The 14,768-nt window shown below is 66.1% G+C and carries 13 protein-coding genes; 3 read left to right on the top strand and 10 right to left on the bottom strand.

The annotated features are described in order from the left end of the window. Positions 1 to 565: 565 nt before the first annotated feature. Entirely contained in the window at positions 566 to 748 is a 183-nt protein-coding gene (locus ACO055_RS08960) for a hypothetical protein (protein WP_422062242.1), read from the top strand. A 110-nt stretch (positions 749 to 858) separates the two neighbouring features. Here the strand turns inward: ACO055_RS08960 and ACO055_RS08955 are convergent, their stop codons facing one another. After that, on the bottom strand, positions 859 to 1,581 hold the full coding sequence (locus ACO055_RS08955) for a PEPxxWA-CTERM sorting domain-containing protein (protein ID WP_422062241.1): 723 nt from the start codon (positions 1,579 to 1,581) through the stop codon (positions 859 to 861). Positions 1,582 to 1,769: 188 nt separating this feature from the next. Between ACO055_RS08955 and ACO055_RS08950 the strand changes: the two genes are divergently transcribed. Beyond that, entirely contained in the window at positions 1,770 to 2,249 is a 480-nt protein-coding gene (locus tag ACO055_RS08950) for a MarR family winged helix-turn-helix transcriptional regulator (protein ID WP_422062240.1), read from the top strand. Positions 2,250 to 2,279: 30 nt separating this feature from the next. On the opposite strand, the gene ACO055_RS08945 is transcribed toward ACO055_RS08950, so the two are convergent. The 7 genes from ACO055_RS08945 to ACO055_RS08915 form a co-directional block, all read right to left on the bottom strand. Next, entirely contained in the window at positions 2,280 to 2,561 is a 282-nt protein-coding gene (locus ACO055_RS08945) for a hypothetical protein (protein ID WP_422062239.1), read from the bottom strand. Positions 2,562 to 2,687: 126 nt separating this feature from the next. Then, positions 2,688 to 3,698: a LacI family DNA-binding transcriptional regulator gene (locus ACO055_RS08940; RefSeq protein WP_422062238.1), complete on the bottom strand. Its 1,011-nt coding sequence runs from the start codon at positions 3,696 to 3,698 to the stop codon at positions 2,688 to 2,690. Positions 3,699 to 3,764: 66 nt separating this feature from the next. Then, entirely contained in the window at positions 3,765 to 4,754 is a 990-nt protein-coding gene (locus tag ACO055_RS08935; RefSeq protein WP_422062237.1) for a DUF2891 domain-containing protein, read from the bottom strand. 7 nt (positions 4,755 to 4,761) lie between these two features. Further along, positions 4,762 to 5,700, bottom strand: coding sequence for a DUF979 domain-containing protein (locus ACO055_RS08930; protein ID WP_422062236.1), 939 nt, complete (start codon positions 5,698 to 5,700; stop codon positions 4,762 to 4,764). Further along, the gene (locus ACO055_RS08925; protein WP_422062235.1) at positions 5,697 to 6,371 is read right to left on the bottom strand and encodes a DUF969 domain-containing protein; all 675 of its coding nucleotides are present in this window, start codon (positions 6,369 to 6,371) and stop codon (positions 5,697 to 5,699) included. Before ACO055_RS08925 ends, ACO055_RS08930 begins: the two co-directional genes overlap by 4 nt. 210 nt (positions 6,372 to 6,581) lie before the next feature. Beyond that, on the bottom strand, positions 6,582 to 10,238 hold the full coding sequence (locus tag ACO055_RS08920) for a hydantoinase B/oxoprolinase family protein (RefSeq protein WP_422062234.1): 3,657 nt from the start codon (positions 10,236 to 10,238) through the stop codon (positions 6,582 to 6,584). Further along, positions 10,222 to 11,838: a CHASE domain-containing protein gene (locus tag ACO055_RS08915; RefSeq protein ID WP_422062233.1), complete on the bottom strand. Its 1,617-nt coding sequence runs from the start codon at positions 11,836 to 11,838 to the stop codon at positions 10,222 to 10,224. Before ACO055_RS08915 ends, ACO055_RS08920 begins: the two co-directional genes overlap by 17 nt. Positions 11,839 to 12,010: 172 nt before the next feature. On the opposite strand from ACO055_RS08915, the gene ACO055_RS08910 reads away from it, so the two are divergent. Beyond that, entirely contained in the window at positions 12,011 to 12,661 is a 651-nt protein-coding gene (locus ACO055_RS08910) for a glutathione S-transferase family protein (RefSeq protein WP_422062232.1), read from the top strand. On the opposite strand, the gene ACO055_RS08905 is transcribed toward ACO055_RS08910, so the two are convergent. Both ACO055_RS08905 and ACO055_RS08900 read right to left on the bottom strand, forming a co-directional pair. Beyond that, the gene (locus ACO055_RS08905; RefSeq protein ID WP_422062231.1) at positions 12,658 to 13,821 is read right to left on the bottom strand and encodes a helix-turn-helix transcriptional regulator; all 1,164 of its coding nucleotides are present in this window, start codon (positions 13,819 to 13,821) and stop codon (positions 12,658 to 12,660) included. The genes ACO055_RS08910 and ACO055_RS08905 overlap by 4 nt on opposite strands. 245 nt (positions 13,822 to 14,066) lie before the next feature. Next, the gene (locus ACO055_RS08900; RefSeq protein WP_422062230.1) at positions 14,067 to 14,762 is read right to left on the bottom strand and encodes a helix-turn-helix domain-containing protein; all 696 of its coding nucleotides are present in this window, start codon (positions 14,760 to 14,762) and stop codon (positions 14,067 to 14,069) included. Positions 14,763 to 14,768 lie beyond the last annotated feature (6 nt).

Raw genomic sequence — 14,768 nt, 5'->3', positions numbered from 1 at the left:
GCGGAGCGGGAGAGCGGGGCCAACGGGAGTCGCACGCGCGGTTTATGTTGCCGCCGCCTTACGCCGGGGGCGGGGAAATGCAAGGGGGTGGGGGAGGTTGGTTGGCGCGGAGACGCGGAGACGCAGAGGAAACACGCCGCCTTTCCAAACTTCGTCACGCCGGACTTGGCCGGGATGCATGCGCTGCCGGTGGAATGGATCCCGGATCAAATCCGGGGTGACGATAAGGATGACAATAGCGCCTTTTTTTCCTTGCCTACATTATCCAAATAGGTTCTAAATAATCTAGATTCATTCCAAAGTGTTTCGGGGGTGGGGTTATGGCGGGTAAGGTGGTGCAGGGTTCGCGGGGGAATTCCGCCGAGAATGGCGGGGGTGATCAGGCCCACGCCGCTGCGACTGACCAGCGAGCTGGCAAGTCTCGCTACCCCTCCCGCTTGCGGGAGGGGAAACAGGGGCGTGCCAATCGCTTCATGCCAGGGATTTGTGTGCGGTCGGACGGGTGGACCGCGGCGCAGGTCGCGGGGGTCAGCCGGAGTTCGATCGATCGCGCGCGCTATGCGGGTTGGAGGTGGTTGCTTATGAGCGCGCGGTCGAGGGGCGCGAGATGGTGATCTTGCGCGGCGGCAAGGAGGTCGAGCGGCGGATCGTGCCGTCGGACTCGCTGCTGGGGCTGCTGCTGAAGCGCGGCGGCCGACATCCGAAGAAACCGACGCGGCGATTACCGCACGGCTGGGACAAGCTGTGACGCGGGCGTTGCGGTCAGCCGGTTCGGGACGGCGCGACCCGTTCACCCGCACATGCAAAAACGCCGCCGGCCGGGTTGGGCCAGCGGCGCTTTTTCGTCCGGTCGCCGGATCAGGCGTAACGCGCGGCCAGATGCGGCTTCCGGCGCGAGCGCATGGCGCCGCCTACGAAAGCAAAACCGAACAGCATCAGCGCCCAGGTCGCAGGCTCCGGCACAGCGGCAATGTCGAGACGGACATTGTCGACGAGCGGGCCGACATTGTCGCCGCTGGTCGTGTAGAAGGCCATCTTGAGGCTGCCCGCGCCGAGCGCCCGGAAGCTGATCGACGAGGTGGTGAACGGGGTACCGAGGCCGTTCAGCAACAGGCTACCCGAAAGCTGATTGTTGTTGAGAATGCCTGGCGACGAGGTGAAGCCCGTGCCCGAAAAGAGCCCGACCAGTGCCGGATCCACGAACATGCCCGCAACGAAGACGTCGGACGCCGCGTCGCGCTGGCTGCCGCCAACGTCGTAGGAGAAGGTGACCAGATCGCCGGCGTTGAAGTTGTAAGCCAGCTTCGAATAGATCGCTGCCGGTCCGGGGGTGCCATCGAGGTCGAGCACATTGCCCGAAGCAGGGCTGGTCACCGTGATGCCATAGGGATTGACGGCGCCGACGATATCGACCGTGCCGCCCGTCGGATTGTTGCCCGAGGTGATGACCCAGTTGGTCAGCGTGGTCAGGCCGATGCCCGGCGCGTCGCCTTCGAAACCGTCGGAAAAGACTTCGGTCGCCGATGCCGGTGCGGCGACGGCAATGGCGGCGCAAGCCGCGAGTACGGAAATCAGACGCATTTTCTACCCCTTTGGATACGGTCCACGAATCGATCGCGGTCGACCTCTCTTAACAAGATTTAACCTCGCCGTTACAAAAATGAATCGGCGCCGCGAGGATTTTTGTCCAGAATTGAGACGGATAGGCGTGCGATGTGCTGCGCTGGCCGCCTCTTGCGCCGCGCCGCCTTGTCGGCAAGAGTCGCCGAATGAGGGAGGAAGCCGCGGTGAAGAAGGTCGACGACGACAAGGCGCTGGGGATCAAGGTGATGAAGCTGTCGCGCCTGTTGCGGCTGCGCTTCGACCAGCGCGCCCAGGGGCTGGGGCTGACCCGCGCGCAGTGGCAGACCATCGCGTGCGTGCGCCGCCGGCCGGGCGCGACCCAGCGCGAGATCGCCGCGTTGCTGGAAGTGGGCGAGGTGACGGTCGGCCGCTCGATCGACAAGCTGGTCGAGGCTGGTTGGGTCGAGCGGCGGCCCGACCCTGCCGACCGGCGCGCGCACCGCATCTGGCTCACCGTCGCGATCGACCCGGTGATCGGCGAGCTGTCGCGGATTGGGGAAAGCGAAGAAGTCGAGGCGCTGGCTGGCTTTGCCGCGGCCGAGCAGGCGAGCTTTCACGCAATGCTCGACCGCATCATCGCCAATCTGGGCGAGGATGCGGAGGAAACGCGCTGCGATCCCGATTGAAGCAGGGAGAGCCGCCGGGATCGCGCCCGGTTATTTCAGCTTGAGCGCTTCGGTCTTGGTCAGCGTGGTGACCAGCTTGCCGTCGACGATGCTCAGCGTTTCGGCGGGGATGCGGATGGCCTGGCCGTTGACGATTGCGAGCACGGCGCCCGAGGCCTGAACCTTCGTCACCTTGCCGACGATCCGCGCGCTGCCGTCGCGCAGCACTTCGCCTTCCTTGGGCGCGCGCTCGAGCGCGGCGGCGCCGGTCTCATACGCCATCGCAGGCGTAGCGGCGATCAGGGCGAGCGAGGCAAGAATCATGATGCGCATGGGAGAGTCCTTTGAAGCGATAATACTATGCTATATTATTATATCTATAGTTAGTGTGCAATGCACAAAAGATACGCGCCGCGATCGCGGAGCCATCGCGTCGGGATTCCAATAGGTTGGCGGAAGTTAAGCGGTGCCGCGCGCGACCAGATGCACCGGGATGCGCGTGCCGCTGCGCGTGAACTCGTCATCCTCGAGCGCCATCGCGACGAGCGCTTCGCCTGCGGCGTCGAGATCGGGTTCGACCGAGGTGAGCGCCGGGTCGGCGAGCGTTCCGGCGCGAATGCCGTCGAAGCCAATCAGCGCGACATCCTCGGGCACGCGGCGCCCGGCGTCCTTGAGGCCCTGCAGCACGCCGAGTGCGAGCATGTCGCTGGCGGCGAAGATCGCGTCGGTGTCGGGATGCGCGGCGAGCAGGTCGGCGACGGCGGCGACCCCCTGCGCATGGCGGTCGGTCGCGGCGGGCGGCTCGACGATGACGGGCGTCACGCCGTGCGCTGCCAGGGCTTCGACAAAGCCGTCGCGGCGCTCGTCGAACTGGCGCTGCGGCGAGCGCTGAGGGCCGACGAAAACGATGCGCTTGCGGCCGGTGGCGACGAGATGCGCGGCGGCGAGGCGGCCGCCGGTGTCATTGTCGCTGCGCATCCAGTGGAAGGGATCGCCGGGGCTGCCCCAGCAGACGAAGTCGAGCCCCGAACTTTGCGCCGCGGCGAAATAATCCCAGGCGTCGCGATTGCTGGTCGTGCCGATCACGATCATCGCGTCGGCGAGGCCGCTGGCGACGAAATCGGCGCGAAAATTGTCGGGGCTTTCCTGGAACGAAACGAGCAGGTTGAAGCCGCGCGCCGAGGTCGCCGCGGCGATGCTGCCGAGCAGCGCGAAATAGAATGGGTTGATCGCGCTGCGGTCTTCGCCGGGGCGGCAGATGGTGACGAGCGCAAGCGTCTCGCTGCTCTTGAGCCGCAGCGACGAGGCGTGGCGGTCGACGACATAGCCGAGCTCGCGCGCGGCGGTCGAGACGCGGGCGCGGGTTTCGGCGTTGACGCCGGGGCTGTTCCTGAGCGCGCGCGACACGGTCGATTGCGAGACTCCGGCGCGTTCGGCGACGTCGAACGATGTCGGGCGCAGCGTCTTCATGGCAATCCTTCTCCCCCTTTCCCGTCTGTCGCCGCGAGGGGGGAGGTTGTCAATCGGGGCGGCGATTCAAAGACCGTCGAGCGCGAGCAAAGCGAAGCTGGCAAGCCAATGTTCGCCCATATAATCGCCGGTGACATGCGGGAGCGCGGCATCGAGGTGGCGCTGGGTGGCCGCGGCTGCGACGGGCGTGACAAGGTGGGCCGTGCCAAGAGCCGCGCCGATCGCGCGCCAGCACCAGGCGCGGCTGAGGTTAAGGCCGTCGAGATGCGCGATCTTGCCGTCGCTGCGGTCGGACACGGTGGCTGGGGTGAAGAGCGTCGCGGGCTGCTCGCTCGCCGCGCGGGGAAGGAAGGCGTCGAACCAGCCGGTGAAATCCTTGCCGAGGACGACCGCCATCAGATGCGCTTCGGTGAGCGCCGAGGAAAGAAATTCGTCGCTGCCGGGTTCCCAGGCCTGACAGTCGCGATCGGCGCCGAACCACCGGCGCGCGCTGGCGTCGATCAGGGTGACAAGCGCGGGGTCGCGCGTTTCGGCCCAATCGCGCGCGAGGAGCAGCGCGAAGCTGATGTTGAAATGGGTGCCGACGCGCAGCGGATAGGTCATCTTGGGCAGGAAGGCATGGAAGCGTGCGGCGAACGCGGAGGTAAGCGGTTCGAGCGCGTCCGCCCACGGCGCGTCGTGCCGTTCGGCCTCGGCATGGAGCGCGAGAAGCCAGGCCCAGCCATAGGGGCGCTCGAACCCAGCGGAATAGGGGCGCGAGAGGAAGGCCAGTTCGACCGCGACCTTGTCCGGCACGAGCATGGCATCGGCGCGGGCGCGAATGTCGGCGGCGACGCGCAGATCGGGGAAGCGGCGCGCGAGGCGGAGGATCTGCCACCAGCCGTGGACGCAGCTGTGCCAGTCGAAGCTGCCGTGGAAGATCGGATGATGCTCGCGCGGGGGCCTGGCGTCCTCGGGTCCGTTCAGGACGAGGTCCATCTTGTACGGATATTCGCGGCCGAGGTGCGAGAGGGTGGCGGTCGCGAAGCGGGTGGCGTGGTCGGGGGTGAGCTGCATGGGGTGCCTAGAATGCAAAGAGGTAGATGAAGAGGATGTTCACCGCGAGCAACGGGACGGCGGTGCCGATCTGCGCCTTGATCACCCCATAAGGATTTTTGAGTTCGAGCAAGGCCGCGGGGACGAGGTTGAAGTTCGCCGCCATCGGGGTCATCAGCGTGCCGCAGAAGCCCGCGAGCATGCCGATCGCTGCGATCACCGCGGGATCGCCGCCGTGCTGCTTGACGAGCAAGGGCATGCCGACCGCGGCGAGCATCACGGGGAAGGCGGCGAAGGCGTTGCCCATCACCATCGTAAAGAGCGCCATGCCGAGCCCAAAGGCGAGCACCGCGCCGAACAGGCTGCCCTGCGGGATCGCGGTACCGATCAGGCCGCCGACGACGTCGCCGACCCCCGCGAGCGCGAAGACCGCGCCGAGGCTGGCGAGCATCTGTGGCAGAATCGCGGCCCATCCCACCGAATCGAGCAGGCGACGACCCTGTTGCAGCGGCAGCAGTGGCGGCGGTTTCAATCGCGCTATGCCGACGCCGAGCGCGATCAGCACGCCGAGTGCGAGCGAGATCAGCGTCGCCTGCTTGGGGTCGGCCAGGCCGGGAATCTCCTTGAAGAGAAAGGTCCCGACGAGCGCGACGACCGGAATGATGAGCGCGACGAGGAGGAGGAAATTGCCATATTTCGCGGCGCGCTCGACCTGCACCTCGACGGGAACCTCGCCGCCGGGTGCGCGGCCGATCTGGCCGGCCCCGGCAATCGCGACGAGCGCGAGGACGAGCAGGCCGTTGCCGAAATCGCCAAGATAATCCCCAGCGATCATCGATGTTGCGACCAGCCCCCAGAAGGCGGCGTTGCCGAAGCGTTTGGGATTGCTGCGGTCGTAAAGGCCGAGCAGCGCGAAGAGCGCAAAGACGATGCCTGCGATCAGATAGACATGGCCGAGGGTGATCATGCGCCGCCCTCTCCGCCCTTGCGAATCCTTCGGTCGAGGCGCCGGAGACGGAAGCCGTGGATCAGGAAGGCGCTGATCGCCGTGGGGATGGCCCAGAGCGAGAGGTGGAGCGGCTCGATCTCGTAACCATAGCCTTCGAGGATGCCCCGCATCAGCAGGATCGAACCGAAGGCGAGAAAAATATCCTCGCCGAAGAAGACGCCGACATTGTCGGTCGCCGCCGCATAGGCCTTGACCTCCTCGCGCTGGCTGTCGGTTAGCGTCGGGTTCTGCGCCTCTGCGGCCGCCTCGGCCATCGGCGCGACGAGCGGTCTGACGGTCTGGGCATGGCCCGCGACCGAGGTGAGGCCGACCGCGGCAAAGGCCTGACGCAGGAACAGATAGCCGGTCAGCAGGCGGCCGAGAGTCGCGCCGCGCATGCGGCCGATGATGTTGCGGGCGTGCTGTTGCAGGCCATAAGCCTCGAGCAGGCCGATCACGGGAAGGACGATCCAGATGATCGAGACATAGCGCGTGTCGTTGAACGCCTTGCCGAAGGCGGCGATGATCGCCGCGATGTCGAGCCCCGCGGCGAGGCCTGTGGCGAGCGCCGAGGCCATGATGACGAGCAGCGGATTGAAGCGGAACAGAAAGCCCGCGATGATGATGACGATGCCGATCAGGACGAGCATGGCGCGTTCGCCTGCGATGCGGGTATTGAAAGGGGTTCACGCGAAGACGCGAAGACGCGAAGAGGCCGGCCAGGGCCGTAAGGCCCCATATTCCTTCGACCGTCGTTCGGGCAGCAACGTCGAGAGAGAAGACCGCTTCGCGGCAAACGCTTCTTCTTCGCGTCTTCGCGTCTTCGCGTGAACCAAATTCTTGCCTGATCCGGCATTTTGTCAGTCCCCCGATTTCCCATAGCCGCCACCCCCAGGCGTTTCGATCACGAAGGCGTCGCCCGCGGCAAGGTCGGCGCTGCCGGTGGCGGCGAGCATCTCGATCGAACCATCGGCGCGCTCGACCCAGCTGCGGCCGGGCGCCGCGTTGCTGCCGCCCGCTAGTCCCGCGGGCGCGACTTGTCGGCGGTTCGCAAGAATGTTCGCGGCCATCGGCTCGCGGAAACGAATGCGACGGGTGGCGCCGTCGCCTCCTGTCCATTGGCCCGCTCCACCCGAGCCCTGGCGGATCGAAAATTCTTCGACGATGACGGGGAAGCGCGCTTCCATCACCTCGGGGTCGGTCATGCGGCTGTTGGTCATATGCGTCTGGATCACGCTGGTGCCATCAAAGCCGGGACCGGCGCCCGATCCGCCGGCAATCGTTTCATAATATTGGTGGGTGTCATTGCCGAAGGTGAAATTGTTCATCGTGCCCTGTGCCGGTGCCATCGCGCCGAAGGCGGCGAACAGCGCGTCGGTGATGACCTGGCTCGTCTCGACATTCCCCGCGACGACTGCCGCGGGATAGGTTGGGGACAGCATCGAATGATCGGGCACGATCAGCGTGACGGGGGCAAGGCAGCCCTCGTTCATCGGGATCGGGTCGTCGAGCATCGTGCGCAGGACATAGAGCACGGCCGCGCGGACGACGGGCGCAGGCGCGTTGAAATTGTCGGGAAGCGTCGCGGACGATCCGGTGAAGTCGATGGTGACGTGGCGGGCGGCGCGATCGACTTTGACGGCGACCGCAACCTGGGCGCCATTGTCCATCGCGTAGCGGAAACTGCCATCGTCGAGGCGAGCGATGAGTTGGCGGACGGCGGCTTCGGCCTGCGCCTGGCCGTGCGCCATATAAGCCGCCACGGTCGATGCGCCATGCGCCACGCTGAGGTCGGCGAGCGCGCTTGCGCCACGCTGGCAGGCCGCGACCTGCGCCTTCAGATCGGCGATGTTGAGCGCTGGGTTTCGCGCGGGCCAGGGGCTGTCGATCAGGTGCGCCGCAATGGCGGCATCGCGGAAATGGCCGTCGTCGACGATCAGCACATTGTCGAAGAGGATGCCTTCGTCCTCGATGCTCTTGCTGTCGGGGGGCATCGAACCGGGGGCGATGCCGCCGAGGTCAGCGTGATGTCCGCGTGCTGCGACGAAGAAGCTTGGTTCGTCGCCCTCCACAAAAACCGGCATGATGACGGTGATGTCGGGCAGGTGGGTTCCGCCGTCGTAGGGAGCGTTGAGCGCGTAGGCATCGCCGCGCCGGATGCCGCGACCGTCGCCGGTGCGTTGGCGCAGGATGGTGCGCACGCTTTCGCTCATCGAGCCCAAATGGACGGGCATGTGTGGGGCGTTCGCAACGAGGCGTCCCTTGCCGTCGAAAATCGCGCACGAGAAATCGAGCCGTTCGCGGATGTTGATCGACGAAGCGCTGTGCTGAAGCGCGCCGCCCATTTCCTCGGCAATCGCCATGAACAGGCTGTTGAAGATTTCGAGGCGGATGGGGTCGGGGTCTGCTTCGGCAACACTGCTCCCCCGCGAAAGCCGGGGTCCATGCTCGGGAAAGGTAGGCGCGCTGCCGCGCACGATTTTCGTTTCGCTGGCCCCTGGCTTTCGCCGGGGAGCACTCGTGAGCCGCAATGTCCCTTCCTGCTCGACCGTCGCGTTCCAGCCGGGTTCGACGACGGTCGTCGACAGCGGGTCGATGATGATCGCGGGTCCGCCGATGCGGCGGCCGGGAGCGAGGGCGCCGCGCTGGTGGAGCGGGACATCGTGCGAAACACCTGCGAGCCATGCTGTGACGGTTTCGGATTCGGATTCCTCGCCGGTCACGGGCGGCGGCAGCGTGGCCGGCACCACGCCCGACTCGGTCAGCTCGACGCGAATGCGATCGACCACCAGATTGGCGTGCGGGGCGTAGCCGAAGCGCTGACGGAAGGCGGCCGCGAACGCCCCTGCGACCGCGGCGGGTGGCGCGAGCGGGAGTTCTATAGCATTGTCGCTGTCGACGAGGCGGACGAAGAGCAACGTTTCTCGGGCGGTGTCGGCGCCGGGGGCCAGGTCGGCGTACGCTTGCTGCGACAGTTCGGTTTCGACGGCGGCGAGCGCTGCTGCGCAATCTTCGTCGAGCGTGAGGCCGAGGGTGCGCTCGCGGATTGCCGACGGGCGCGCGAGGCCCATGCCATAGGCCGAGAGCACCCCGGCGAGCGGGTGGAGCAATATCTCGTCGACCCCCAGCGCGTCGGCGACGAGGCACACATGCTGCCCGGCGGCGCCGCCAAACCCGACTAAACTGTAGTTTTGTGACACATCGTGGCCGCGCGCGATGGTGATGCGCTTGATCGCGTTCGCCATCTGCTGGACCGCGATCGCGAGCAGACCCTCGGCCAGCGCTTCGGGCGCGAGGCCGACCTCGGTCGCCATCGCGGCGAATTTCTGCACGACGATGTCACGGTCGAGCGGCTGGTCGCCGTTCGGGCCGAAGAGTTTGGGGAAATAGTCGGGCTGGATCTTGCCGAGCAGAACGTTGCAGTCGGTGACTGTGAGCGGCCCGCCGCGGCCATAGGCGGCGGGGCCGGGGTTCGCTCCCGCGCTTTCGGGGCCGACGAGCAGCCGCGCGCCGTCCCAGCGGCAGATCGAGCCGCCACCCGCCGCGACGGTATGGATGCGCAGCATCGGGGCGCGGATGCGCGTGCCCGCGACGATCGCCTCGTTATCGCGTTCGAGGCGGCCGGCATAATGGCTGACGTCGGTCGAGGTGCCGCCCATGTCGAAGCCGATCAGCCGCTCCTTGCCGAGCGGCGCGGCGCTGCCGACCATGCCTACGATACCGCCCGCGGGTCCCGAAAGAATCGCGTCGCGGCCATGAAACGCCGATGCGGAGGCGAGGCCGCCCGAGCTTTTCATGAACTGCGGGTCGATGCCGCCACCGATGCTGGCGCCCAGCTGAGCAATGAATTGATCGACATAGTGACGCAGGACGGGGGACAGATAGGCGTCGGCGAGCGTCGTGTCGCCGCGGCCGATCAGCTTGATCAGCGCGCTCACGTCGTGGCTGGTCGAGATTTGCGCGAAGCCGACGTTGGCGGCGATTTCGGCAAGCCGCTTTTCGTGCGCGGGATAGCGATAGCCGTGCATCAGCACGATCGCGATGCTGCTGAGGCCGCGGTCGCGCGCGGATTGCAGCGCCGCGCGCGCCGCGGCTTCGTCGAGCGGCGTCAGAACATCGCCCCCCGGCCCGAGGCGCTCGACGATCTCGGCGACTTCGGCATGGGGTGGCGGGGTGCGGACCAGTTTGCGTGCGAAAAGGTCGGGGCGGTCCTGATAACCGATCGTCAGCGCGTCGCCGAAGCCTTGCGTGATCGCGAGCAACGTCGGCTCACCCTTGCGTTCGAGCAGCGCATTGGTTGCGACGGTCGATCCCATGCGGATCGCGAGCGCGGGCAGGTCGCCGGTGCCCGCGCCCGTCAGATCGCGGATGGCGTTGACGGCGGCGTCGCCGGGGCGCGCGGGATCTTCGCTCAGATATTTGGTGGTGACGACACTGCCGTCCGGCCGCCGCGCGACGACGTCGGTGAAGGTGCCGCCACGGTCGATCCAGATATGCCAGTCAGGTGGTGCGGCCATTATCCGGCCAGCGAATGACGATCGTGAGGCCGTTGTCAACGGCGGTGCGTTGCCAACTGCCCTTCAGCTGCCGTTCGATCAGCGAGCGGATGAACTGGGTGCCAAAGCTTTCGGTTTCGATATGCGGTGTCTCCGCCAGTCCGCTCTCGGCCCAGCGAAGCTCGACATCGCCTTCGTCGTACCGCCAGTCGACCGCGAGATCGCCGCGGCCCGACAGCGCGCCATATTTGATGCTGTTGGTCACCAGTTCGTGAATCGCGAGCGAGATCGCCTGCGCGCTTTCGTCTTCCAGATCGACCACGGGGCCATCGAGCAAGGCGAGGCGCTCGGTCGTCCAGCCGGCGATTTCGAGTTCGCGGCGGAGGATCTGGCCAAGCTCGACGCTATCGACCGCGCCGGTGACCAGCATCTGCTTGGCGTCCGAGAGCGCGCGCATGCGGCCGTCGAACTTCGTCTCGAAGTCACGAAGATCGGTCGATTCCCGCAGGGTGATACGGGCGAGAGCGCCGATACGGGCAAAGGCGTTTTTCATGCGGTGCGCCATTTCGCCGATCATCAGTTCGCGGTCGGCAGCGTGTCGCGCCTGTTCCTCGGCGAGCGCTTGCGCCACGCCGACGCGGCGTTGCTGGACCCGATGGAGCTGCGTCGCCAGTACCGCGAGCGCGAGACCGAAAAGGAGAATGGCGACCGGTCGGCCAAGCCGTTCGAAAAAACGGCCATAAGAGATGCGCATCGTCCATACGCGGTCGGCGACACGGATTTTCTGGACCTGCGCGTCCCAGCCGACCTTGCCATGCCGATAGAGCAGCGGCGCGTTGGGACCATCGCCAGCATAGACTTCGATCCCGTCGATACCGTTGATCTGCTGTCCGATCACGGCCTTCATCATGTCTTCGCTGCGAAAAGGGGCATAGATGAACGCTTCGACCGGTCGTGTGCCGGGCCGCGTGGCGACGGTCGTCAACGGCGACGCGGGTTGGCGGGCATAGACGGGAACATAGATCAGGAAACCATTCTGCTTGCGCGCCGCGGCGCGTTCCTGCGCGAGATGGACGACGCCGCTGACGGCGGGCTGGCCGGTCTGCCAGGCGCGGCGCATTGCGGCGCGGCGCGTCGGGTTGCTGTACATGTCAAAGCCCAGCGCGGCGTGCCGCCGCGGGGTGTAGGGTTCGACGAGCACGACCGCGAAGCCGATCTTTTGATCGGTCGCGGGCCACACCTTGATGTCCTCTCCGTAATTCTGGCGGAGCTGTGCTTCGGGCAGCGCGGGCGCGCCCGCGGACATGGCGGCGGCAATGCCGATACCCTCCATCCCCGGCGCCTGCACTTGCGGCTGCAGCGACGACAGATAGGCGCGGATGCCGGGCCCGCTCGACGACGGGTCGGATTGATAGAGCGCGCGCACGCCCTCCAGAATCGCGACATGATCGCGCAGGCGCATGTTGACCTGCATCGCGACGCGCGCGGCCTGGTCGGATTCCTCGGACTGATTGTAGACGAAGCTTGCGGCGGCCGCGACTATCGTCGCGAGCAGGATCACAAGTCCGACAAAGCGGACGAGCAGGCCCATCAGCCGGTCTGCCCAGGTCGAAGGGCGCATTGCATGAATCCTGCTGATGGCTGCCGTAGCAGCGCCCCCCTCCAAGCGCAGCCTTTTCATGCCACGCGGCCGATAGCAAGATTATTTCGTCGCCGTTGCGGCGGCGTCTGGGGGGTTGCCGCGCGCGGCCTTGCGCTTATGCTGAACGGCAGAACAGAAGAGGGAGAGCGGGATGATTGTCTATGGTTCGCTGGTGTCGCCTTTCGTGCGCAAATTGCTGGGGTATCTGGGCGAAAAGGGGCTCGACTTCGAACTGAAGGGCGTCGGCATCGGCGATCCCGACCCGGGGTTCCGTGCCGCATCGCCGCTGGGCAAGATGCCCGCGATGGACGATGACGGCTTCCTGCTCGCCGACTCGAGCGCCATCATCCATTATCTGGAAGCCAAGCATCCCGAGCCTGCGCTGATCCCCGCAGACCCGCGAGAGCGCGGGCGCGTGATCTGGTGGGACGAATTTGGCGACACGGTCTTTGCGGCATGCGGCGGCAAGATCTTCTTCAATCGCATTGTCTCGCCCAAATTCCTCGGCCGCGAAGGCGACCTCGCCGCCGCAGCGCTTGCCGAAAGCGAGGAGATGCCGAAACTGCTCGACTATCTGGAAAACGCCATCCCCCCATCGGGCTATCTGGTCGGCGACCGCTTCACGCTCGCCGACCTTGCCGTGGCGTCGCCGCTGATGAACTTCCGCCACTGCGGCGCGCGCATCGATGCCGCGCAACATCCGAAGGTCGCCGCGTGGAGCGAAGCGATCCTGTCGCGGCCGAGCCTGGCGCCATGGGTGGAAAAGGAAGAGCGGATGATGGCGAAGGTGCTGGCAGCCTAGTTTCCGGATGCTGCAGGCAGCCGCGCGAGCGTCGCGACGAGCTGCGCCTGACTTGCCGCGCCGGTTTTCCGGAAGATGCCTTTCAACAGGAAACGGACGGCGTTGAGGCTGACCGCGCGTTCGGCCGCATAGTCGCGCAATGTCTGGCCGCCGGCAAGCGCGACCGCCAGCCGCGCTTCGGCTGGCGTTAGCGCGAACCATTGCGCGACGCGGTCAATCTCGACCACCGGCGTTTCGCCCGGCGCGCTTCCCATCGTGATGATCAGCGACGCGCCGAGCGTGAAGCCGCCGATCCGGTGCGCCGATTGCCGTGCGATCCGTGCGACCAGAACGGGGCATTCGGCCCCCGCGTTGCCGATCGTCTGGAACGCGAGACCGGCGGGATCGGGACGCTTGACCAAATCGAGCAGCTGTTTCTGGCTGGCGGGATAGGTGAAGGCGAAACGTTCGCCGGCAAGGCATATGAAACCCGCCCTTTCGTAACGTTCGGCGCGGCTGTTGGCGGCGAGAATGTTGAGCTGGTCGTCGAGGCTGAAGATCGCGAAGGGTGCCGCATCCGCCGCCGCGCGCGCGGCCCCGGCAGCAAGGTCGAGCGTCGCGATGCGGTCGCTGATCCTCATCGCGCGCTGCATATGCGGGGCGAGGACGCGCAGGCCGCGCTTGAGCTTTTCCAGGTCGCGATCGCCCGGGCCGGGGAGCATCAGGCCCAGCCGGTCGGGACCGCGCTGGTCGAGCAGAACCGCGACCATGCGGTCGATGCCCCACGGTTGAAGAAAATTGCGGAAAAATTCGGACTCGGCAAACTCCTCGCGGGTCAGGATGTCGTTGCTGTCGACGACGCTGCCATTGCCGTAGCGCATGAGCTTGCGCGACCAGGGGTGGTTGCCTGCGTAGACCGCGCAATAGATCTCCTGAACGCCGGCGGCGAGGCCCGAGGCTGCGACGAAGCGCGCTCTGGGCGGACTGGTCGATTCCCAGAGGATGAAAGCGGCTTCCCAGCTCAGCGGGCAGAGGGCTCCGGTGATTTCCGAAAGAGTCTCGTTCCAACGTTGGGGTTCGAGCACGGAGTCATAGATGCGTCCGATCAGTCCGTTCAGGACTTCCCATTCGGCCGGCGCATTGTGGTCCGGGGGAAATATCGGAAGATTCTCGGTCGGCATGCATCCCTGGTCAGAAGATCGGCAGCGATGCATTTTGCTAGAGCAGCAAATATCTTGCCCGAAAAGCAAAAAAAATCGTGCGCGCTACTCATCCGGGTAGCGAAACTGCGCGCCGAATCGGGCAGTCATAGGGCGCGACCCAAGCAGGGTGGTTCACTGGGCCACCCTGTTTCCTTCAAGCCTGCCGGTTCCGACCGGTGGGCTTGTTTTTTGTCGCGCGCGCGATCGCTCCGCTCGGCCGTCCTCTAATATTCGACGATGATCCGGATCCGGTCGGCGCTGACGCCGAGCGCGCGCGCGATCAGTTCGCGGCCGGCGTCGACTTGATCGTGAATCTCTTCAGGCTCGCCGTCGCCGAGCAGGTCGGATGCCTCGACGCCAAGAATGGCGGCAAGCGTCGCCATGCGGCCGCGCTTTGGACGCGCCCGGCCCTTTTCCCAGCTGGCTACCGAGGTCACGCCGACGCCCATGCGTTTGGCGACTTCGGCCTGATCGAGCCCCAACTCGGTGCGGAACCGCTGCAGGCGATCGCCGAAGCTCTCTTCGACTTCGGTCGCGGGACCCTGTTCGTCTTCGCGGGCCGCCTTGTCCTTTTCTTTGGTCTTGGGCGGCGGGGCGGTGACGCTCTTGAGCTCGACCGCGCTCAGCGTCGCGGGCGAAACCGGACCTTCGAACTGGCATCCGAAGTGCCGGCCGCTCGCCCAGATCACGATCGCCGTGATGTCGCCGGCATGCGGAAGCTCGATTTCGATCCGGTCGCCGGCCGCGAGCTTGATGTCGCTTTCGAACAGCATGCCGGTGCCGGAGATATTGTGAATCAGGACATCGAGGCCGGTGCCATCGTGATGCGCGCCGCGGGCCAGGAGGCTGAGTTTTCGGCGCGAGTCATGGCGCCGGTCGGCATCGGGTGCCGATGGAAGGAAATATCCGAAAATAGCCATGACCGC

It is taken from the genome of Sphingopyxis sp. (assembly GCF_965227415.1).
Classification (GTDB): Bacteria; Pseudomonadota; Alphaproteobacteria; order Sphingomonadales; family Sphingomonadaceae; genus Sphingopyxis.
This window is presented reverse-complemented; position numbering and strand designations above follow the sequence as displayed.